Source organism: Bradyrhizobium sp. USDA 4504 (genome assembly GCF_054063995.1).
Genome location: NZ_JBSSGV010000001.1, coordinates 393,719 through 415,411, shown reverse-complemented (window position 1 = coordinate 415,411; position 21,693 = coordinate 393,719). Strand labels below are relative to the sequence as shown.

Sequence of the window (21,693 nt, the reverse complement as noted above, 5' to 3'; positions counted from 1 at the left end):
AATTAAACCGCGGCTCGAGATCGGACGATGCATCCCGTCGTGCTATCGCTGCGTCTAGCCGGACATTGTGGGAGCCCCGATAATCTTTGCAGAGAACAATGATGCGAGTTGCGCCTGTTTCTCGCATTTGCCGAGCGTGATTTTGGCCGGATAGTCCTTCATGCGCGTGATTACACCGCTCGCTGCAGCGCCCCGCGATCCCGCGAGCGTTAGCGCATGGGTGGCAGCTTGGCACACAAGACGTCGGTCAAACTCGTCAGTGCACGCGCGTTGGCGATGCGGACCAATAAGATTTCAGCCATCGGCGGCCCACAAAGGCGGCCTGCCGCGACTGCTGCGCTCAGAGTGGCGCATTTTCGGGTGACCAGGGCTGCCCTCGCGTCTCACGCTCGGACGTCTCTGAGCCCGGCACCAGAGTGGCCTCGTCGGCCTTAGCTTCCTGGGCCGCGCCTTCTGCCTGTTTAGAAGCCTCGTCGGCCGCCGCATCGAGCGCGCGCTCGCCGATCTCCTTGGCGCCTTCGACCTGCTCCGATGCCAGATCCTGGGCGCGGTCCTTTAGGCGGTCGCTGGTCTCGCCCATGAGACGATTTTCAGCTTCAGTCGCCGGCAGCAAGGCGCCCACCAGCGCTCCGACGGCGATCCCCAGGCCGGTCAGCAGCATCGGCTGTTCACGGCAGAAATCGAGGAAGGTGCTGCCGGTCTGCAGGGTTCGTTGCCCTGCGGCCTTGGTTGATTCCGTGATGGAAGATGCCGTCCGCCGGGCTGTGTCCGCGACTGCATCGTACCCGGCTGCAGCGCTACGTTGGACGGAATCCTTCGCCGACCCGGCCGTGTCCCGCACTGCTTCGGCTGTCTCGGAAGCGGTCTGTTGAGCGGCGTCCGTCATCGAGCCCGCCATATCGCGCAGCCGGTCTCCTGTCTGTGAAGCCGCCCGCCTGGCGTCCTCGGCAGTCGACCTCAGGCCCTCGGCAGTGTCGCTGCCGACCGCAGAGGCCTTATCGCTCCATTCGGTGCCTTTTTCAGCCGCCGACTTGCCGGCCCTACCGGCCGCATCACGCACGCTGTCCGCAGTATCGCTGACGGCATCGCGAAGGCGCTCCTCCGTGCGGCGCATGAGCCCATCGGTCGACCTGCCGCCCAGCATCAGCCATGCCAGGCTTGCTCCCATGAGGACAAGCGGCATCGGATTGCGAACGGCCTGGTCTCTCAGGTTGCGGGCGAACGCCGCGCCGGCGCCGTCGATCACCCTGTCTGCGAGTTGATCTAGGACATGCCCAGGCGTCATGCAGGCGCGCAATTCATCCAGGGTGCTGGCAATCTGCGCACGTGTTTGTTCGGCCTCTTGTCAAGCTGCTCGGCGTGGCTCATGATCCTGACTCACCTGTTCCTTCGCCACCGAGGCGTCCCGTTGGAGCTGGTGGACGGTCTTGCGGGGCACGACGTTTTCGATTCTAAGGCGGCTGATGCCGACCAGAAGAAGTATGATTCCGAGTATCAGCGCGATCCCGCCCACCAGCAGGGCTGACCAGTAGGAGGCCATGCCATAGCGCTCGGAGAGCGCCGCAACGCCGGCCTGGAGCAGGATAACGAGAGCAGGTATCAGCAGCACAGCGCCGCCGACGATGAGGCCCAGGCCTCTGCCGATGCTGGCCATGTTCTCCGAGACCTCTGCGCGCGCGAGCTGCGCTTCCTTGCGCAAGAGGACCGTGAGCTGGGAGAATAGATCGCCGATGATTTCGGGGACGGAACGTGAGTGCGTGGGGTCATGGCGTATTTCCTCCCCGTGAGGGGTCCGCCGAACTTTTCAGAAACCGCGAGATCGCAAATCCGGCGAGCGCCGCGCCACCAAACACTGCCAACGGTTCCTTCCGTCCGAAGTCGTTAAAGGTCCCGATGAGGTCCCGTAGGCTGCTTTCGCGAAGCGCACCCGCCCCCTCTTCGATGCGGGAAGCGGCCGCGTGCGCAAATTCGGCGGCCTTGGGCATTTGCTGTTGAAGTTCGTCGGCGGCGCCGTGGACGGCTTGAGCCACCTGCTCGATCTGGCTTGCGCCTGCCTGCTTTTGCCGCCCGGCCGCGTGTTCTGCCTTTTGTTCTGCCTGCGTGGTTGCGTCTGGCATAGTCGAAATCCCTCGTGTGCAGCCGCCCTTGACCGCGCGGCCGCAGTCGCATTTGTCCCTTCCTCTTCCACAGAATCCAACATGATGACGCTTTCGATGTTCCTGGCCCGAAAGAGAAACGTGTAGGCAATCGTACTTTCTCTGTCCAATTGATCGACGGAGGGGCCTGCGACCGCCATGCTGTGAAATCCGACACTTTGTGCCGGAACTCCACCACGTCTGCGCCATGCGGGATCGAGCTGACTTGCAATCGAAGTTAAGCGGGACTTGGTGTAGCGGAAGCTCGGCGGCAGCTGGAAGAGGACCCCCCCATGCGATCGCCAAGAATATCGGCGGCCTTCCCGAAGTCCCGGATAAGCGTCTTCACGCCCTTGAACTCTTTAATGTGCGTGATGAGCTCGCAGCCCTTTACCGTATATACAAACTCTCTGCTCCCGGGCGGGCGGCGCCCTGCCTGCACGTTCGCGGGGGTAGGCCACGAGTAAAATGAGGCATCAACTCAATCGTGTCGAATGCAGGCCTGCGGCAGGAAGCGTAGAACGAGTCTCGCCATTTCCAGTAGCGCCAGCCCGAGCACCCGATATGGGCAACTTTGTCGCACTTAACGACGCCTTCGAACCGCTCGCCCGTATCTTCAGCCAGATCTTGCGCATCTTCTCGGCCCGCCCGATGTTGCTTTCGCGCGGCTTCTCCCTCCGCAGTCGCCTCCGCTCGTGCCGCTAAAGCCGGTGATTTTATTGTACGATTTGCGAGGGCAGTTACTTTCCGGAATACGTAACGCAGGAACGGTCGGTGACGGTTCCTTGTTGCCGGAAGTACCCGGACCAACTGGAATTGCACCAATGGACGTGGATGTACTTGTGGTCGGCGGCGGCCCCGCCGGATTAAGCGCCGCCTTAGTCTTGGGAAGATGCCGGCGGAACGTTTTGCTCTGCGACGATCAGCAGCAGCGCAACCGCGCCTCGCAAGAGATTCACGGGCTCCTCGGATCCAACGGCCGCTCGCCCGAGCAATTCCTGCAGAATGCGCGGGAGGAGCTTGCCGGCCATGGGACCGTCTTGATCCGCCAGAGCCGGGTCATGAAAGTCGATCCTTCCGACGGCGGATTCGGGTTTGTATGCGCCGACGGGACCAGTGGCATTGCCGCAAAAGTTCTCCTAGCGACGGGGCTTATCGACGAGCTCCCGCAGCTTGTGGGCGTCGACGCCTTTTATGGCATTTCTGTCCATCACTGCCTCTATTGCGACGGCTATGAATATGCCGGCAAACGGCTCGCCGCCTACGGCAAGGGGGACAAGGGCGCGGATCTTGCCGTAATGATGACGCACTGGGTCAAGGACGTGGTGTGCTGCAGCGATGGCACGGAAGTCAGCGGGGAAGCCGTCTACCGGCTCAGGCGACACGGAATACTATTGCGCAGGGATCGCATCCGATCGCTGGAGGGGGCGAAGGGTGCTCTTGCAAAGATCAATTTCGAGAGCGGATCGCAGCTTGCGTGCTCCGGCATGTTTTTCTCGACCGGCTGCCGCCAGGCCTCCCATCTTTCAGAGCACCTTGGCTGCAAGCGTGACGTAAAGGGCGGCGTCATCACCGACCCGGTCACGGAAGAAACCAGCGTGCCGGGGGTGTATGTCGCGGGTGACGTCTCGCGCGACGTCCTGCTCGTGGCGGCCGCCCTCGGCGAAGGCGCGAAAGCGGCGGTCGCCATCAACAAGGCCTTTCTCAGGCGCGAGGGGCTCAGCGAGTAGCGGGCTGCCTTGCCGACCACCTAGCCTGTCGTTCAGCTTTCGCCGGTACTCGTCCTCATCATTAGCGCGGCGTTCCACGAATACGATATCTTTTTCAATCGCCGAAGCTCTCTTCATGTCATGCTTCGCGCATCCTCGCTTCGCTCATGTCTGTAGAGCAAGGCCGCGACAAACAGGTCGCCACTGAGCCGCCCTCACTCTGGAGCGAGCCTGTAGATCGGGTGTGAGGTTGAGTTCCTCGAACGGCCTTTGCTACTTTTCATGGAGTGCGGCCGGTACAACTTCCGCTCTCGCGTCCGGAACAGCCGCGACTAATCTCATAACGTTGACGAGGCTTGGCTAAGGCTAGCCAAGTCTGCTTCGCCGCCGAGCGTCCTTTTTGGTCACTTCAGCGATGGTGAACGGACTTACGAATGTCTCTGCCATCAATGCCTAATCTGGCGAACTGATGCGACTGCAATAATTGGCAGGAACGAGGACGTCGAATTGGCTCTGTGTGTCGGCCGCTATAGCAGAAGCCAGGTAGTTGAAGATTCGCGAAAGCGAGCATTTGGCTTTCGCTTACCAAGGGTGTGTTGCCGGTGCAATCTGGTAAGGTAAGTAGTTGCATTTTGTTCAATGATTGCCTGCATCTATCGATATGAGAAGGGCTTGCGATGCCCACCATCGAGAAATTCCGCGAAGAGGCTGAGGCTTAAATCGCCAGGGCATCCAGACAGTGGCGGCCGGCTGCGACAAGGGTCGTATGTTCGCGCTTGCACTCTGTGATCCCCGCTTCATGGGCGATCCCTTATCGTACCCCGCGCGGCCTTGACCGCAGCCTCTTGACGATGCTGGTCGAAGGCCAATGGATCGACGACCACGCCAATCATTTGATCTGTGGCCCGTCCGGCGTCGGCAAGTGCTGGCTCGCTTCGGCGCTCGCCAACAAAGCCTGCCGCGACAATCGCTCCGTGCTCTATCAGCGCGTCCCGCGACTATTCAGTGATCTGGCCTTGGCGTGCGGCGACGGCCGCCACCCGCGTCTACTGCGCGCACTCGGCCGTGTCGATCTGCTCATCCTCGACGACTGGGGCCTGGAGCGGCTCGACGCCGCGGCTCGCCACGACCTCCTGGAGATTCTCGAGGACCGCTACGGCCGCCGCTCCACCATCGTCACCAGCCAGCTCCCCGTCGATCAATAGCACGCGGCTGATCGGCGACCCAACCTATGCTGATGCCGTCCTCGACCGGCTGGTCCACAATGCTCACAGGATCGATCTCAAGGGCGAAAGCCTGCAGCGAACCCGCAAGCCCGGCTGAATGGCCTGAGCCAGTGGCGCTGTGGACATGCCGCCGCGCTTGGACAACGCGAAGGGCATTGCCCACATGCCAACAGCAGGAGCAGCAAAAAACGAGTCCTTCGAGCCGCGATTCGAGATTGACCACGCGGCTTCGCCGATGCCAGAAACCAAACAGCCAGAACGCTTGGCGCCCGGGCGATATCAAATCGGTACACCCGGGCGAGACTCATCGGAATCCGCATCCAGGGCTGAAACAATACGAAATGAAAATTATCTGCCCTATTGTTCGGATGTCACTACTTTTCTGATTCCACTAGCTAAACGCATATGCGGTCAGGCTAGCGACGAGAACCAAGGCGCTCAGCGCGGTAACAGACGCAAATGTCCGCTCTACTCCATTCATGCGTTCCATGGTTTTAAGCTCCTCGTCAGGAAGCCGATCGTCGCATTGTGCAGCACCGGAGTCGTTAACCTTCGTGAATCGCGCGCCGTAATTTTATTGTGTCGCTTGGCTTTCTTGAGAGATCCCCTTCCAATTGCTTGACCATCGCTATTGGCCATCGACCTTCATGTCCCACAATTGCAATGCGCAGCCCATGGACGTCATCTAGAAAGACGTGATCAATCGTACCGGCTTTCCCATCGGACAAGACGACCCCCTTGCCCACCAACTCTTTTTCGGAAGCATGCAGTTCGGAGAGGATGTTTAGCGCGCGTTTGCTGCAGTCAAAATACTCGTTCATGAGTACGCAACTATCCTGATAAATGTAATCTGAAGCCGCGATCAATTTTCGCATGGATTCGAGCGACGGCCGACGATGAGCGCCAGGCTGGAAGATAAGTTTTCCTATCATGCGGGCGCCGCGTCATTAGCACATGTGAAACGCGCTTATGGAGGCCAGCCGATTTTTTCCTAGGCGCCAGACGGGCGAGGAACAATCAGCTTGGCAGCGCGTCGGTTGAGGGCCCCCAGCCGGTCCAGGCGCCCCCCGACTGCTGGAGGAAAACCCGTATCATTCGGGTTGGCGGCCCCCAGGTTGGGGCCGCTTTCAATTGGCCGGGGCGCCAGAGCCCTGAACGTGATCGCATCGATTGACAGTGAAATGGCAGCTGCCGCGGCCGGCGAGCAAATCAGCGGGCTAATTTCACAGGTAGTGATTGCAATGAATTTGGTCGGGCGCCTGATGCGAGGCCGGTAGTCTAGGACAGCAAGTTGAAAGGCCCCGCACAGAGAGGGAAAGATGGCCCTTCGCCGAGAAGCTGACCACAAGCGGAGATCTTAGCAGAGCGGCTGACAAACAAGCCGGCAGAGATTAGCAAAACCGGCTCCTGACACCTACCTTCCGGGCATGAAAATTCGAGTCCTGCTTGCCGACCCTTGGAAAGGTGGTCCCAGCCGGCCGGGGGCGCGTAAACCAAGTATCCATCTCTCGGCTATGCCCAGGCGGATCAGGCCAATGTCTGAGATCGAAGTCTACACGGGCCGCTACGAACGCGATCATGGCCCCCCGTCCGGACGTCAATGCTGGTAATTTACCCTTGTCTCGGAGACCGGAGTCTCCTCTACGAAGTCAAACTCAGCGGCCAGCTGATTTACCCCGCGACGCTGGAGCGAGCCCGAGCGACGGCGGCGCAAAGAAACGCGTAATCGTGGGGCCGTAGCCATGATCGGGGAGCAGTGACGCTGCTCGAGTCGCCATTGCGCTATTGGAACGTCAGAACCCTGCAGCTGTTTGTCTGGAACAGGTTGGGACCGCGAACGTGGCAGACGAGCTCAAATATTCGGCGCACCGACTAGTGATCATCGAGCAGCCTGGCGGCGGTTTCCTGGTCGAGATCACGCCTCTCGGGGGCGGACATACCGTCAGGACGATGACCTATCAGCGTACGCAGGAAGCGATCGCTGCCGCGAAGAGGACCATCGACAAGCATCCCCAAGACAGGCGATCTGTCAATCCGACCGGCTCTTGAAGCGGCTTCCGGCTCATTGAGAGGGACACAGCTACAACTCGGGAAAACGGTCGAGCAGCATTTGAGCCCGGTGAGAATCCATCCCCCGATGTCGATGCGGTTGCGCATTACACACCCTGCGCTAGGAAGGATCCGGCAACCGGCACTCTCATAATGCGTCCCCCCGCAACTGATCGGGACGCGGCCGGCGTTTTTGAATAAACGGCAGATGCCGCCTTTGGCTATGTTGCGCGAGCGCTGATTTTCACAACAGCGGGTCTTAATAGCACCTCCGGCATGCCCGGCTTGTTCACCGGCGAGCGGCAGTCTCATTGGCTGCTAAAATCCTGACGAGCCGTCTTCGTGAATGGAATGAGGCACCTAGTACGCCCAGAGCCGACGCATTGATCTTGCAAAGTGGCGGGTACCGCCGATAGGAAATAGCTCGCGCTCGGGGACCAATTGATGGGCGATGCAAGGACATCGCTATGAGCACCGATCATCTCGCTGCAATTGCGATAGCTATTTGTAACGCTGGTGCAGGATTGGCGGCTTCCATTCCATCAGCTCGCTAGCCTTCGATAAGCAATCCACTACGAGCGACTGGCGACGCGAATAGCCGAATACGTGGATGCTTTCGCGCCTCAATCCGGCGGCTAAACAGCCCCCCAATCGAGGTACCCACCGCCCTGCCGCGCCGACCAAACCCCAGCAGCACTTGGACGATCCAAATGGAAGAACGGCCTCAGCCCCGCGCGGAGGCCGTTTCTTTTAGGCCGACAAGCAAGTGAGGACGCCCCATCGCGATACTCCGCGTTTGGGAGGCCCTTAAACTATGCAAAAGCACGCCCAGCTTATTGCAGTCTAAAAATACCAGCGTAGTGCGGCATGGATCGCAATACCGGCAATCTGCGACCGCGAAGTTATCGAGGAACATCGCGGTCCCGCCAATTGTTATCTAAGCATCATCGGCAACTATCAATTGGGCGCCGGTGGCTGAGAGTGTCGTGCTCCCGATCATCCGCTGGCGAAGCAGGCATTTCACCGCCGCCGCTACGCACAATTCCTCCAATGCGCGGAGAACGGCCGATGGCTTCAAACATCGCGACCAGCCTGATCACAAAGCTAACTGTCTCCAACCGGCTCGACAGCGATGACATTCAGTCACTTCAGCAGCTTCCGATCCAGGAACGCCAAGTCCCGGCTCAGCACATTATTGTCGCCGATGGCAGCCGACCAAAGGAATGTTGCCTTCTCGCCGAAGGATTTGCGTACCGTGCAAAAATCACGCAGGACGGCAAGCGGCAAGTCCTCTCGTTGCACATTCCCGGCGAAATACCGGATCTGCAGAGCCTCTACCTCAACGTCATGGATCACGATTTCACGACGCTGACACCCTGCACGCTTGGCTTGATCCCTCATGAAGCGATCAAGGCCCTGTGCAAGCAGCGCCCGAATGTGACAGGTGCGCTTTGGCGCGAAACGCTCATTGACGCGGCGATTTTTAGGGAATGGATCGTCAATGTCGGCCGCAGGTCCGCGGACGAACGTATGGCCCACCTTTTCGCCGAAATCCATCGTCGATTGAGGGCTGTCGGTCGAACGAGCGACGGTGATTTCAACTTCCCTATTACGCAATCCGATCTTGGAGATTGTCTCGGACTTTCGACGGTCCACGTCAACCGCACGCTGCAGGAACTGCGGCAACAGGGTATCATGCAAGTCGAGCGGCCACACTACCGGATTCTGGACCACGATAAATTGGAAGAACTGGCCGGATTCGATCCGACTTATCTTCACTTGCCGCCGGCCGCCTAGCTCGAACGGGAGGCGATGCGCTTGGCGGCGACGTCAATCTGATTGGGTCTTCCTCTCGCTTGATCACGATCGACCAACGGTTGGACTTGTCGAGGTCGAAATTGGGACTCGATACCGCGAGCTGTCATGACGGCCTTCTGCCAAGCACCATCGTCATTCAGCAACTCCTCCTCATCGGAATCATCAAACCGATGGTCATTCGAAATGGGGAATGCTACCTGCTGATGAATGCTCAACCGCGGGCGGAGACTCGAGTTTCGCGCGCTTCAGGTGCTGGTTCATATCTAAGCCCCGTTTCGTCAAATTGGTGCCAAGTGGATCCAAGTGCTATTGGGCACGGCAGCGGCTAGAGTTCTGGCCGTTCCTGTAAAACGACCCGTCCCCCCCGAGAGCAACGCCGGAGCAGTCCTGCATTCCATTGTGACGCCGAACAGCGGCTGGTCGATAATCCGGTGAATTCTCCGGGACTAAAAAATTCGAAATGAAACGATGCGAAGGATCGCTCCACGCCGCGGACAAATCGAGCTCGCTATTCAACTCGTGCGCTGTTGTCGTCCGGCGAAGAGACCATACACAAAGAGCACGATGATGGCACCGACCACGGCGCCGATGAGTCCGGCACCCTCTCCGGGATGGTACCATCCCAGCGCCTGGCCGAGGTAAGTGGCAACGAAGGCGCCGACGATGCCGAGAATGGTCGTAAGGATGAATCCAGAGGGTTCGTTGTCACCTGGCATGATGAATTTCGCGATCACCCCCGCAATAAAGCCGATGATGATAGTCCAAATGATGCTCATTCTCCGCCCCTCTTACATGAGGGTTATGAAGTGCCTACCCGTCCCTCAAACGTATACTTGTCGACTGCTCGGGGTAGGTCGCGCGACAGCCTTGCGAGTATTTCTTTTTGAGAGAGCCCGGTTTCCTACTCTAGCTTGGTCAACACATCAGAACTAACTGCTTTCTGCAGTTGCGCGGGCGGAATTTACTTGTTCGGCCTCGAGCTGATCCAGGATTAGCCGCATCGCCGGGGCGGGTTTGGCTGCACTTCTCCAGCAGTTCGCCATTCCTCATTGAAGCAGCCTCCTGACTCCAGCGCCGCTTAGCATGCCCCTCAGACCAAGTAGCCCCCAAGGGGCTGTTGGGAACCGGGAGGCTCCGAAGAGCTCGGTCCGGGCGCCTTCATCGGTTCGGCCAACTTCTCGCGGTTCTGATATCCAGCGATGGCGAGCAGTCCGAGAAGTGCAGTCATGGATGGCATTCCGCGACCCATATTACGACTCCTAGTGGCTCTGCACAGTGATTTTGACGGGTTGCGTCTGGCGGTCAGAGTAGCTCCGGCAGGTGTTTTGGATCAACGAGGACCTCGATACTGCGAGGGGTCCTTGGCTGCCGTCTGATGAGGCCCTCCCGTTCCAGCGTCAGCACCATCTGGTGAACCGAGGGCGGGCTAACGCGGAAGTATTCCCGCATGTCGGTTTCGGCCGGGGGTCTGCGGTGCAGGCGCGTGTAGAGGTGGATGAAGGCCAGGTACTGCCCCTGTGTGGGCGTGAAGGGTTTTGCCGAAGGACTCACGCCGGCCATCCGATTCAGTTGTTGGTGCGTGCCTCGAACACGGAGGCATGCCATGAATGTACGCTATCGGGTCGACCTCAGCCAAATCGAGCGCACGGAACTCAAGGCGCTGCTCAGCGGCGGCAAGCATGCGTCCCGTAAGCTCAAGCGCGCGCAGATTTTGCTGGCTGCCGACACCGGCGGCAGCGATGAGGAGATCGCGCGGAGCGTCGGCGTGGGCGGCTCGACCGTGTACCGGACCAAGCGCCGCTTCGTGGAAGGCAATCTGGAGCGGGCGCTGAGCGATGAGCCGCGGCCCGGAGCGGAGCGCAAACTCACGGTCAAGGAAGAAGCCTTGTTGGTGGCGACGGCCTGCGCCAGTCCGCCAGAAGGCCGGGCCCGCTGGACGCTTGAGCTGCTGGCAGGTGCGATGGTCAAGCTCACCGAACACAAGAGCCTGTCGCATGAGACGGTTCGGCGGCGCCTGGCCGAAAATGGCCTCAAGCCCTGGCGCAGGGACATGTGGTGCATTCCGCAGATCGACGGCGAATACGTCGCCCGTATGGAGGACGTGCTCGACCTCTACGCCGAGGCGCCAGATCCCAAGCGGCCGGTGGTGTGCTTCGACGAAAGCCCGGTGCAGCTCATCGGCGAGGCGCGTCAACCGATTCCGGCCGAGCCCGGCCAGCTCGAACGTTACGATTACGAGTACCGTCGCAACGGCACGGTCAATCTCTTCGTATTCCTCGACGTGCATCGTCCCTGGCGCAAGGTCAAAGTCACTGAGCGGCGCGCGGCTGAAGACTATGCCTCCTGCATGCGCGACCTCGTCGACATCCATTATCCCGACGCCGAGATCATCCGGGTCGTCCAGGATAATTTATCGACCCACTCCGCCGGCGCCCTGTATCAGGCCTTCCCGCCCGCCGAAGCCAGGCGGATTTTGCGACGGCTCGAGTTCCACTACACGCCCAAGCACGCAAGCTGGCTCAACATGGTCGAGATCGAGATCGGCGTCCTGCGGGGCCAGTGCCTCAATCGCAGAATCGACGCCCCCAAGCGGTTGCGCCGCGAAATCGCCGCTTGGGAACGGAAGCGAAATGCCGCCCGCTCTCGCATCAAATGGATGTTCACAACAGACAAGGCCCGCACCAAAATGGGCCGCGCCTATCCCGCGCCTTCCAAAGAGTCATAATCACTGTGCAGAGCCACTAGTGGGGTTCGACAGCTCAAACTCAGACGACCAGGTTCTGTTCCTAAGAGACCGACATTTACTGCAGCTCTTGCACCATTCCGTCCGCTTAGGAGGCTGGATGCAGTTTTGTTAGGTCGCCGAAGCGACATCTTTCGTCGCTCGGGCGCTCTGGATATTGACCATCAATTGATTCGCCATCTCCTGTAGGCGCTGTCGATCTCGGTCGGCGAACTCTCTCGGCTTGGTATCGATTACGCTGAGGCAGCCTACAACGTGGCCGGATGAAGTTCTGAGCGGAGCCCCCGCGAAGAAGCGGATGCCTCTCTCCAGCACACGAGGATCATCGGCGAAGCGGGGATCCTCGTTGACATCCTCAGAAACGAGCACATCGTCTGAAGCAACCACATGAGCGTCGAGGGAGCCCTCGTGATTGCCCTGCGGAGCTGCTTGAATGTCCTGGAGGCGGCTGTCAGCGATGGTTGGCTGAATATCATCGACAAATGACACCAGCGCGATCGGGACCTCGAAGGTCTGCGCAATCTTCCTGGACACCTCATCCACGGCTTGACGTGTTGAATTGTCCAAGCGGAGGCTGCGCAGCGCGGTAAGCTGTGCCTGCTCGGCGTCAGCCGTGACCTGAGGCGTATCGCCGCGGGCTGGCGCGCGACCTATCCATGCTTCGACCTGCTCAGTGCAGGCTTTGAGCGAGGCGAATACGGCGTGGGCCGCCATCTGGTTCTTGAGCTCTTCCGTCTGATCAGTCCCGGCGATCAAATTCCAGCAGCAGACGGCTAGCTTCACATGGGGGGCCCGCCGGCGCAGGCGACGAAAGATATAGCGGGCATAGACCTGTGGCTGCGGGTGAAAGTAGGACAGGCACACCACGTCGACCCCCTGGAGATCAAGCTGCCCCAATGCTTCCCGACTGACCACGATCGGCGGCAAGACCTTGGCGGCGATGTTGTGCTCGTGAAGTACCTGCGCGAGCATCTCCGCCGCTGCATGATCAAGCTCCGTGCGTCCTGCGAGACAGAGAACGCATGGTCGCTGCGTCCCGTGATCCGCGTCTACGTTTAAATGCGCTTTCTCGTGGATATGGTCGTCAACCTCCTGCACAACGGAGATAGCGGTATCCGCGACAAGACGCCGGTAGTTTGTGTCGATGCTGCTGCGCTGACGATCGTTCTCCGCCAAACGAAGGGCTGGAATGCCTACGTTATCGTACAACTCGCGTGAGGAGCACTCGTCGACATAGCTCTCGGCGAACTCAACCGCCTCCTCCAGGTTGCCAGCCAATAATCGCTGGTAGAGCTGCTCCTCTGGAGCGAGCACAGGGTCGCTGCCAAGAAGCACGCCCAAGAACTCCAACTGCGGAACATAGCGCCCAATGACGACAAGGCAGACAGTTAAAGGTGTCGCCAGGAACAGCCCGACAGGTCCCCACAGCATCGTCCAGAAGATGGCGGCGATAATGATTGCAAGTGACGACAACCCTGTGCTGGAGCCGTAAAGCCAAGGCTCGATAACATTGTTACTGATGAGTTCAGCCGTAACGAACAGGCCGACCACCCAAAACAGCATCGTCCAGCCGGGATCGACGGCGATCGCCAAGGCCACCGGGAATATAGCAGCCAGAAAAGGACCGAGATAGGGAATGAATCGAAGTACCGCTGCAAGTAGTCCCCAGAGAATCGCGTTCGGTACGCCGACAAAGTAGAGCGCAATGCCGATCGGCACGCCGTAACTCAGGTTAACTACGAGCTGCATCAACAGATAACGGCTGAGCCGGCCCGCGGCGTCGTTGATGGCCTGAGTGCTCTTCTGAAGGTCCCCGGCTCCTGCCAATTTAATAAAGCGATCGCGCAAGTCTTCGCGCTCGAGCAGCACGAAGATCACAAAAATGACGACGAGCCCGGACGTAGCGAGGGGCGCCAGCAACGGACCTATGACAGAGCGGATGAGCTCCAGCGGTCTTGGCTGCGGCGGCTCCATACGCACGGTGACGGGCTCCTGATGCTCCCTGCCGGTGCCAAGCCGGGACGGCGCGGCCCCCGATTTTTTCTTATTCCCCGAGATCTCTCTGCCAAGATCCTGCATCGTCGTGGTAACTGTGTCGACAATACCCCCACCTGGCGCAGAGCTTTGCAACGAGTGGATCTTCTCGGTGATGGTCGTTTGATAATCGGGGAGGTTGGTAGCCAGCTGGACCAGTTGACGTCCCACGACCAAGGCAACACCTGCAACCACGATAAAGGCAATGGAAACGGCGATGAGTACCGCTGCAACACGGGGTACTTTCCAGCGCCTTAGCCAATTAACCAAGGGCGTGAGAATGAAGCTGAGCAGAATGGCAAGAGCGAAAGGAACGAAGATTTCGCGGCCGAGATAGAGGGCTCCGATGGCCAGGACGATGCCGCCGGCCGTGAGCATTGGCGAGGACGCGCCTTGCGCGGCCGGCGTTCTTTGCGGCGGTGGGGCAGCCAGCTCGACCATAGGAGCGAGCCTTTCAATAAGGTTCAGGACAGGTCAACCGCGAGCCGACGCGTTTGGATCCAATCGCAGCACTCCGGCCGGTCGTACTGCCTGGGCCGGTAGCCTCCAGGCTCAAGCCGACTGAAGGGATAACCGTGATCCGCTCAATACCAACGATTTCTCGGGCCTCCGCCCGATCGACTCCCCTCGCCGGGGCACCTCATTCAGTCCTTGGGTCGAGCACCGCCGACAGGCGCTGCAGGAAGATTGCCTGTCCCCCAAGGATATTCACGCGCGCGGCAGGAGTGTTGAGCCACTCGGCTCGTTCGAGCTCCAGATAAATACGAAGCTTACCTGAAGGCGGGGGCCATTCCATCTCGAAGGTGTTGCTGCGAATATCCGCGGAATCTGGATCACCCGCCACAGCCCACACGTAAACGATCTTGCCCCGAGACAGATAAGCCGCCCGCTTGACGCGTGTCCGGTTTCCTCGGCGAACTCGCGCCGGGCTGCAGAAAGCGGTGACTCGCCGGGCATGATGATGCCCTTCGGAATCGTCCAAGCTCCCTCGTGCTTGCGCCGCCAGAAAGGCCCGTTCGGATGCCCGAGCAGGACCTGAAAGACATTTGCGTGATGGCGGAAAGCAGAAGACCCCGCACTTTGTGGTCTAGATGAGGTTGCCGTAGACATGGATGAATCTAGAGCGGTGACTAGTCCGCTTCATACCGGCCGAAACCGCGGTCACAAACAAGATATGATGAGCCCCGCCAGAGCAGATACCGGGACAGCTTGCAAATGGAACGTAGTGTGCTCCGCACGACGTTCATCTTCTCTCGGACTCAGGCGTCCACCAGCAAAACACGTGTTCGGGACGCGACCGCTTTGGCGGTCGGCGTTGAAGATCGACCGAAGATTATCTTCGACTGATCTTGCGGGCGAGGGCGAGCACACTGCGACTGTCATTTGAGAAAGGTTAAGGTTCATGCTGTCAGTCGCCAGGACTTGCCACATCCGCAGGTGACGCTGCGCCGGAGTTCTGGCTAAGGTCTGCACGCCAAGCGACCGACGAGGCGTCGGCCGCTCCAGCAAAGTGAAAAGCCCGCTCCGGTCTCTTGTGATCACCAGGCTGCGTAGAACGGGCTGCCCCATCCGCCGTAAAAGCGCGGGCCATAATACCCCCTCCACGCGTAGGGCCGGTAATAAACCCGGGGCCGATAATACCGAGGGCCATAATAGCCATAGTAGCCCGGATAATAGCCTGGACCGTAATAGTAGGGCGAAGCTGCAGCGGCTCCAAAGGCCAGTGCACCAGCCGCAAGTCCGAGACCGATACCCGGGCCCCATCCGCCGTGCCAACCGCCACCCCGCCATCGCGCTTCCGCAGGTGCAACAGTTGCGGCAGAAATCGCGGCGACCGTCAGTGCGGCCAAAGCGATTTTTCGCATTGCATTCCTCCTTCAACAATATTGAGCGACAATGCAACTTCCACAAACCGGTTCCTAAAGCGGGCTGGACCTAAAACCAGGCACCGGAACTCCTCTGCAACGATACATTGCCGCGCGTTGCCGCCAACTGCAGCGACGGGTATTTCCTCTGCATCCGCAGGCGAAGTTCCCACGGAAGCATATCTCTGCGACAGTAAGGCGGCCTCGGGTCGGCGGGCAGACTCAACAGCTTCATGGATCAGGCCAGATATCGAATTCGCGAAAATTTCGCGCGGCTTTTTTAATCGGGCCGACATTGCGAGCGAGCAAGTGTCCCGCATGCTTCATGCTCGGCAGTCGTGTTCGTTCCACCACCGAGCTATCGCCCAGGTTTGCTCGTCCCATACTTTGGTGGGAAGGTCCGGGACGGCTATGCGGACGCTGAACGCCCCGGTCGTCATGTCGTGAAACCATTCCGTGGCAGCGAAGTCGAACCCGAAGCTTCCGGCATGACGGATCGGAAAGCCGGCCAGGCCAAGATCTCTGCTCATCTCCGACGCCGCTTGCCTTGCCTCTTGTTCGTCCAAGGGCCGCCTGCATCTGAGCAACACGTAAAGGCCATGCGCGAAATTCGTTTGCCTCACCAGATCGCCAAGCGCCTGACGGAAGAAGTGAGCAGTACGGCGGCTGTTGCGGATGATTGCAGCCACTCTCCTCGTGGTCAGCGACCGATATTCGGGGCTGCCGACATAAGGCGGGAAGTGGGCCGGTAGCGCTGCGCCGCCGAGCAGCCTGACTGCGTTGCGCATCTCATCGGGCAGGTTTCGGAGAGGCGATCGAACCCAGAGATCGGCCTCCGCGGAGCGGACGAAGGTCGTAGAGCCCAATCGTCCATACTCGACGCCGAGCGAATCCAACTTTGTATGGCTTCGGATCATGGCCATGGGCACTCCGCACCTGCGGGCCTTCCGTAACGCGCGCGCGATCTTGCCGGAGCTACCGGCGAGACAACTGTTATCGAAGATGCAGAGGTCGAATTGCGCCCAGGGTGAGCGCAGACAGGCTTCAAAATCCTTTGCCGATGCGCAGGAATCCAGAAGAAGGATGCGGTGCGACGCGCCTGAAGCGGGCGCGCCCAGAACTTCTACGGCCGTGATGCTCTTCAGGTGCCTAGCGTACGCTTCAACGAACTCCAGGGTCTCTCCGTACGTCCCTGGCAGCGACACGATATCCGCTCGATCGAACAAGTGCGACGACGCCAAAAGCAGGGCAGATATGGAGGCCATGCCAGAAGACGTGTAGACGGTCTCCCATTCGATATCTTCGCCGAGATCATAAAAGGACGGGCCAGCCACGTCGAGATCGGCGCGCTGGTAGTCGTACCGGAAGTCGAACGGGCTATCGAAAGATTTCTTGCGATGCGACCAGGCGGTTTCGGTCGTGGTCCACTCTGTTAGATCGTGTTGAGCTCTGATGGCCGCCGTGAGCTTGAACTTGAGTGCGATCGCTTCATTGATCGACTTCGGAGTTGGCGGCGCAAAGGAGTGGTCAAGACAGGCGTCCAGCAACTGAAGCTCTTCATGCTTTCGACGCAGATAGGCTTCCATGGTCTCCATAAGCCCTTCAACGTCCGGCATTGACCTTAGCTCCTATTGCGTGAGCCGCTGCAGTGGTGGTCAATTTCGGCAGCTAATTGCGAGGTTACAGACGGCGCTATGTTTCACCTGCTCCATTGTGCGTTGCGCACGCTTCTTGTCTGGACACCATCTGGGGATGGACGCCCCATGACCGAGTGATCGTCGGCGAGCTGGATCCCAGGGCGTCGTCGATGAGCTTGCTAAGCTTAGGGTCGATGTACTCGAGATAGCAATGGTCGCGATCCGAGCTGATGGCGACGTGGTGCCGCTTCGAAGGCTCTCAAGGACCTCTCCCTCCGCCCGACGGTCATAGCCGGGACAGTGCGCCCGATCTGAAGGGAGCTGGGATGGCGTCTCGGAAGCCTGGCAGGTTCTACAGCATTGAGCTCTGGCACCATCGCCAGGACGCCCCAGCGGACCCAATCTTGATCCTCCGAAGAAGCATGATGCGGCTCGGCTATTGCAGCCCATGACAAGCCAATCACCATTCATTTTTTGTGTGTCCCAACTGCGACATGTTTATTCGGCGCTCGAGAATGCAGTTCAATCCCGGTAAACGCTTCCGGATCTTTCTAATGCCGGGGAAGTGGCAGTCAGGCTCATCGCTGGGCGCGCTGCCGGAACAGTCTGAAGCAATGATGTTTCCGCATCATGAGTATCCCCCAGGATGGTAGCCTCCCCGGCCGCGAGGAACCACTAATCGGTTGGGCGTCGGCGAGGCCTGCGCGCTCCTGTCTTGCCCTCGGCAGTGTCTTCGGCGACCACCTTAGCGCGTTCCTCGCAGCGCGTGCGCAGATCCTCAAGCTCGTCAGCGCTCAGATGCTCGATTCCGACGAAACTATTCTGCACCATGCCCGTCCGTATTAGCTCGTCCAGCTTCACCTGAATAGCAGCACTGTCGCGGTTCTGCGAGTTCTGGATCAGGAAGACCATCAGAAAGGTCACGATTGTCGTTCCGGTGTTGATGACTAGCTGCCACGTATCGGAGAACTTGAACAGAGGTCCAGTAACGGCCCAGACGACGACTACCGCGAAAGCCAGGACAAACGTCGATGCCCGGCCGGCCGCTTGGGAGGCCTGGTTTGCGATTGATGCGAACAGTCGACGGTGATGTCGTTCGCTTTGCTTCTGTGACATTCCTTTCCAACGCGCCGGCCCCGCTGAAGTTCAGCCCCATCACGCTCAGCCGTCCGTCGCGAAGGCGGCAGAGATTCGCTCTGCGCCGAACAAATAAGGTGACGCGGGTTGGCAGCCTGGCGCGTGGCCGCCATACCGAGCCAACGAGGCTACGGCTTGCACCGATATCGTCGAGCTCTTCGTTCGAACGATGAAGAAATCGGTTATCCAAGCGGCCGACTAAGCTCTAGCAGGCCGTTGAAGAACTCAGCCGCGTTCGCAAACGAAGGCTGAATCGTCGCCATTGTGGATGTAGAAGTGGCCAACGAGCCTGCCCGCAGTGCCGATCATGGCCCATCCGCGACCACAGGACGGATCATTCTCGTCGTGCCCCTCCCATGAGAACTCGGCGCAGGCCGATCCGTCGCGGGTGCCGTAGCGAGCATCCAGGAAGCCCTTGAGAGCCCCAAACGCTATTTCGCCATCGGACTTGCCACGGAAGGTGAGATGCGCCTCTCCGACAAGATCGAGGAAGTCGCTGTCCCAGTTGTCCATTTCGACGATGCGCCAGCGGCCGGCAAAGGCCTTGGCAAAGCCGGGCACCTTGGCCATCAACCGGTCTCCGCGATCAACTTGGGCAGCCGCACCAGATTGTAGGCGGCCGCAGCGAAGGTAAAGGCCCATCCGACCCGATCACGGCCACGGAATCTGGTCTTCTCTTGCCCGGCGACCGTCTTGATCCAGCCGAATGCCTCCTCAATCCGCTTGCGGATGCGCTGGCTGACAGCATAACCGCCGTGCCGGGTCGTACGCCCGTCGATCGCAGAGCTACGGCCGCCGGTATTCTGCGCAACATGCGGCGTCACGTTCATCGAGCGCAGCTCGTTGACGAAGTCTTCTGCATCGTAGGCTTTGTCGGCACCAAGCGTGATCGCTGTCGGTCGATCGGCACGAGGCTCGATCATGTGCAGCGCGGCCACCCGTTCGGCATGCCCACCGGCCTGCGTCAGGCAGGCGTCGACCAGCAAGCCGTGGCGGTTCTCCATCAGCCCGTGCCCGATGAAGCACAGCTTCGTCTCCTTGCCTTTCCCCTTGCGGTAGAGCCTGGCCTCCGGATCGGTGGTCGAAGCATGGGTGTCGTTGGAGCGCTTCTGGCCATGGAAGTTCGCTTCAGCATTGCGCCCGCCGCCTTGGGCCGGCGGCTCGCCGGAGCTATCCTTCGGTTTGACGCTCTTCATCGAGGCCCAGGCCTCGATCAGCGTGCCGTCGACCGAGAAGTGATCGCTCGACAGAAGCTTCTTCACCCTGGGCTGCGCCAGCACCGCCGCCAGGAACTTCGCCGCGATGTCGCCTTCCAGCAGCCGGTCGCGGTTCTTCGAGAATACCGAATGGTCCCAGGCTGCATCGTCGACTCCGATTCCGACGAACCAGCGGAACAGCAAATCATATTCCAACCGCTCCATCAGAAGTCGCTCCGAGCGGATCGAATAAAACGCCTGCAACAGCATCGCCCGCAGCAGCTTCTCCGGCGGGATCGACGGCCGTCCAATCGGCGAATAAAGGGCGGCGAACTCGTGCTCCAGCGCCGCCAGCGCCTCGTTCACGATCGTCCGGATCCCTCGCAGCGGATGATCACGCCGCACCCTTGCTTCCAGGTCGACGTAGCTGAACAGCTCGCCCGTTCGATTGTCGCCGCCGCGCACGCACCATCTCCGAATCTCGTCGGAGCCAATGAATCATGATCCTCGGTCGGCGGCGACCGCCTTTTTTCAACAGCCTGCTAGTTCCACGAACGGGTGCCCCTCCGGCCTAGACTTAGGTGGTAGTCAACCGACTAGACGATGCGCAGACCGCATCCCCGCGCCTAGGCTTCTCCCGGCCTTTGAGATCTATCTTCCTGCCGCCGTACTGCTCGTCATTAGGATCATGATATCACAACGTCGGTCACGGACGCGATGGCGCTTTGATTGCTTGACGCCCGCATCCGCGACGAGCCCCATGGCAGTCAGCTTGCGCTTCACTGCTTCCCCGTTCAGATAGTGATCGTGATCGCCGTATACTGTTGACTATTGCTTAGCATGTAGCCAGCCCGGGTCCTAAGTGGCCAGAGCCAGCTCACATAAGTGATTGGCTTGGACGACCAACGGTCAATCCCAAGATGAGTCGAACCGGCAAGGAGCTGTTTGCCTTCGCTTCCCAAGAAACCGACCGTAACCTGCGGCGGCCCCCAACTGCTGCGGGACAATCAGAACTGGTCTATTAACATGCGATAAGGCACGAGCGACGAAGCCAGCCTGCCTGCGGTTGAGTAACGCACTTAGCAACCAATCGAATTGACGTTCATTTGTCCTCGGCAATTAGCTAACCAAAGGACAAAAAGATGTTGCGAGTCTTTGCTATCATATCCACGGCAGCTCTGCTGAGCTCAGCACCTGTCTCGGCGCAAACGCCACCGGCGCAGAGCGAGCCAAACAATAGCGCCGTCAATCGGTCGGGTGAAAACAACTCGAACGAACCCGTGGCGGGTCGAAACAGCTTTACCGAGGGACAAGCGAAGTCACGGATCGAAGCTGCCGGTTATTCCGGCGTTTCCGACCTCAAGAAGGACGATAATGGCGTCTGGAGAGGAAAGGCCACCAAGGGAGGCAAGCAGACCGAAGTCAGCCTGGACTTCCAGGGCAATGTGAACCCGGCGAACTAGAAAGGAAGACCAGCATGACCACTACAATTTCTCGCCTCTATGACAACTATGGCGACGCTGAGCGTGTCGTCCAGCAACTCGAGCAGAGCGGCGTCCCCTCCTCCGATATCAGCGTCATCGCAAACAATGGGGAGGGCTGGCACGGCCGGGATGGCAAAGTTGATCGGGACCGCGACGGGGTTGACGACCGAGCAGAAGGAGCGGGCGCAGGTGCGGGCATCGGCGCAGGACTGGGCGGAGCTGCAGGATTGCTCGCTGGCCTCGGCCTGCTCGCAATTCCTGGCCTCGGCCCGGTCGTCGCTGCCGGATGGCTCGTCTCCACCGCGGCCGGTGCTGCCGCGGGCGCCGCAACGGGCGGCGTCATCGGCGCCTTGACTCAAGCGGGCGTTCCGGAAGAGGAAGCCTCGCAATATGCCGAGGGCGTGCGTCGCGGCGGAACGCTCGTCTGTGCACGTGTCGACGAACAGGATCGTGGCCGAGCAGAAGCTGTGCTCGATCAGTCGTCAGTCGACATCAGCAAGCGCACGGCGGCATGGCAGCGGTCTGGATGGAAGGGCTTTGATCCTGCGGCGCAGCCACTCAGCAGCGAGCAGATTCAGCGCGAGCGCGAACTCTATGGCGAAGGAACCGGAATAGGTCGCTGACGCGCGAACCTCGTTTCCCAATTCGCCGACCGAAAGC

At 59.8% G+C, this 21,693-nt stretch carries 19 protein-coding genes and 2 pseudogenes; 7 read left to right on the top strand and 14 right to left on the bottom strand.

Annotated elements, in window-relative coordinates; translation table 11 throughout:
- Window positions 1-340: 340 nt before the first annotated feature.
- The 5 genes and pseudogenes from ACVMB1_RS01790 to ACVMB1_RS01770 all read right to left on the bottom strand — a co-directional run bounded on the left by ACVMB1_RS01790 (window position 341) and on the right by ACVMB1_RS01770 (window position 2,577).
- Window positions 341-1,246 carry a hypothetical protein gene (locus tag ACVMB1_RS01790; protein WP_253587822.1) on the bottom strand — a complete coding sequence of 302 codons (906 nt, stop codon included), beginning with the start codon at window positions 1,244-1,246 and terminating at the stop codon, window positions 341-343.
- Window positions 1,247-1,330 (bottom strand): annotated as a pseudogene (locus ACVMB1_RS01785) (hypothetical protein); the annotation flags it as partial.
- 15 nt (window positions 1,331-1,345) lie between these two features.
- Window positions 1,346-1,732, bottom strand: coding sequence for a phage holin family protein (locus ACVMB1_RS01780; protein ID WP_456849862.1), 387 nt, complete (start codon window positions 1,730-1,732; stop codon window positions 1,346-1,348).
- Between the two features lie 31 nt (window positions 1,733-1,763).
- Complete coding sequence (locus ACVMB1_RS01775; RefSeq protein WP_069275760.1) at window positions 1,764-2,117, bottom strand: hypothetical protein; 354 nt, start codon at window positions 2,115-2,117, stop codon at window positions 1,764-1,766.
- 256 nt (window positions 2,118-2,373) lie between these two features.
- On the bottom strand, window positions 2,374-2,577 hold the full coding sequence (locus ACVMB1_RS01770; RefSeq protein ID WP_141713229.1) for a DUF72 domain-containing protein: 204 nt from the start codon (window positions 2,575-2,577) through the stop codon (window positions 2,374-2,376).
- A gap of 382 nt (window positions 2,578-2,959) precedes the next feature.
- Here ACVMB1_RS01770 and ACVMB1_RS01765 point away from each other — a divergent pair, with 382 nt between their 5' ends.
- Both ACVMB1_RS01765 and ACVMB1_RS01760 read left to right on the top strand, forming a co-directional pair.
- Window positions 2,960-3,865, top strand: a complete 906-nt coding sequence (locus ACVMB1_RS01765; RefSeq protein WP_069275761.1) for an NAD(P)/FAD-dependent oxidoreductase — start codon at window positions 2,960-2,962, stop codon at window positions 3,863-3,865.
- 713 nt (window positions 3,866-4,578) lie between these two features.
- Window positions 4,579-5,167: pseudogene (locus tag ACVMB1_RS01760) on the top strand (ATP-binding protein); the annotation flags it as partial.
- A 448-nt stretch (window positions 5,168-5,615) separates the two neighbouring features.
- Here ACVMB1_RS01760 and ACVMB1_RS01755 read toward each other — a convergent pair.
- Window positions 5,616-5,891, bottom strand: a complete 276-nt coding sequence (locus ACVMB1_RS01755) for a photosystem reaction center subunit H (protein ID WP_069275785.1) — start codon at window positions 5,889-5,891, stop codon at window positions 5,616-5,618.
- A gap of 1,018 nt (window positions 5,892-6,909) precedes the next feature.
- Between ACVMB1_RS01755 and ACVMB1_RS01750 the strand changes: the two genes are divergently transcribed.
- Both ACVMB1_RS01750 and ACVMB1_RS01745 read left to right on the top strand, forming a co-directional pair.
- Window positions 6,910-7,119, top strand: coding sequence for a hypothetical protein (locus tag ACVMB1_RS01750; protein WP_253587825.1), 210 nt, complete (start codon window positions 6,910-6,912; stop codon window positions 7,117-7,119).
- A gap of 1,068 nt (window positions 7,120-8,187) precedes the next feature.
- Window positions 8,188-8,916 (top strand): Crp/Fnr family transcriptional regulator, encoded by a 729-nt coding sequence (locus ACVMB1_RS01745; RefSeq protein ID WP_069275763.1) that lies wholly within the window; start codon window positions 8,188-8,190, stop codon window positions 8,914-8,916.
- Between the two features lie 533 nt (window positions 8,917-9,449).
- On the opposite strand, the gene ACVMB1_RS01740 is transcribed toward ACVMB1_RS01745, so the two are convergent.
- Both ACVMB1_RS01740 and ACVMB1_RS01735 read right to left on the bottom strand, forming a co-directional pair.
- The gene (locus ACVMB1_RS01740) at window positions 9,450-9,713 is read right to left on the bottom strand and encodes a GlsB/YeaQ/YmgE family stress response membrane protein (protein WP_069275764.1); all 264 of its coding nucleotides are present in this window, start codon (window positions 9,711-9,713) and stop codon (window positions 9,450-9,452) included.
- A 526-nt stretch (window positions 9,714-10,239) separates the two neighbouring features.
- The gene (locus ACVMB1_RS01735) at window positions 10,240-10,497 is read right to left on the bottom strand and encodes a LexA family protein (RefSeq protein ID WP_253587780.1); all 258 of its coding nucleotides are present in this window, start codon (window positions 10,495-10,497) and stop codon (window positions 10,240-10,242) included.
- A 43-nt stretch (window positions 10,498-10,540) separates the two neighbouring features.
- Between ACVMB1_RS01735 and ACVMB1_RS01730 the strand changes: the two genes are divergently transcribed.
- Window positions 10,541-11,662, top strand: coding sequence for an IS630 family transposase (locus tag ACVMB1_RS01730; RefSeq protein WP_069280104.1), 1,122 nt, complete (start codon window positions 10,541-10,543; stop codon window positions 11,660-11,662).
- A gap of 129 nt (window positions 11,663-11,791) precedes the next feature.
- Here ACVMB1_RS01730 and ACVMB1_RS01725 read toward each other — a convergent pair whose 3' ends face one another.
- The 6 genes from ACVMB1_RS01725 to ACVMB1_RS01700 all read right to left on the bottom strand — a co-directional run bounded on the left by ACVMB1_RS01725 (window position 11,792) and on the right by ACVMB1_RS01700 (window position 20,014).
- The gene (locus ACVMB1_RS01725; protein ID WP_069275765.1) at window positions 11,792-14,155 is read right to left on the bottom strand and encodes an AI-2E family transporter; all 2,364 of its coding nucleotides are present in this window, start codon (window positions 14,153-14,155) and stop codon (window positions 11,792-11,794) included.
- Between the two features lie 267 nt (window positions 14,156-14,422).
- The gene (locus ACVMB1_RS01720; protein ID WP_245313733.1) at window positions 14,423-14,671 is read right to left on the bottom strand and encodes an NUDIX domain-containing protein; all 249 of its coding nucleotides are present in this window, start codon (window positions 14,669-14,671) and stop codon (window positions 14,423-14,425) included.
- 1,231 nt (window positions 14,672-15,902) lie between these two features.
- Entirely contained in the window at window positions 15,903-17,174 is a 1,272-nt protein-coding gene (locus ACVMB1_RS01715; RefSeq protein WP_456849860.1) for a hypothetical protein, read from the bottom strand.
- A 717-nt stretch (window positions 17,175-17,891) separates the two neighbouring features.
- A complete protein-coding gene (locus ACVMB1_RS01710; protein ID WP_069275768.1) occupies window positions 17,892-18,332 on the bottom strand; it encodes a low affinity iron permease family protein in 441 nt (146 codons plus the stop codon).
- A gap of 246 nt (window positions 18,333-18,578) precedes the next feature.
- Entirely contained in the window at window positions 18,579-18,923 is a 345-nt protein-coding gene (locus ACVMB1_RS01705; RefSeq protein ID WP_057019377.1) for a hypothetical protein, read from the bottom strand.
- Window positions 18,923-20,014, bottom strand: a complete 1,092-nt coding sequence (locus tag ACVMB1_RS01700) for an IS5 family transposase (protein WP_069276043.1) — start codon at window positions 20,012-20,014, stop codon at window positions 18,923-18,925. Before ACVMB1_RS01700 ends, ACVMB1_RS01705 begins: the two co-directional genes overlap by 1 nt.
- A 677-nt stretch (window positions 20,015-20,691) precedes the next feature.
- Between ACVMB1_RS01700 and ACVMB1_RS01695 the strand changes: the two genes are divergently transcribed.
- Both ACVMB1_RS01695 and ACVMB1_RS01690 read left to right on the top strand, forming a co-directional pair.
- Window positions 20,692-21,012: a PepSY domain-containing protein gene (locus ACVMB1_RS01695; RefSeq protein ID WP_069275771.1), complete on the top strand. Its 321-nt coding sequence runs from the start codon at window positions 20,692-20,694 to the stop codon at window positions 21,010-21,012.
- 14 nt (window positions 21,013-21,026) lie between these two features.
- Window positions 21,027-21,656, top strand: a complete 630-nt coding sequence (locus ACVMB1_RS01690; protein ID WP_069275772.1) for a hypothetical protein — start codon at window positions 21,027-21,029, stop codon at window positions 21,654-21,656.
- The last annotated feature ends 37 nt before the right edge of the window (window positions 21,657-21,693 follow it).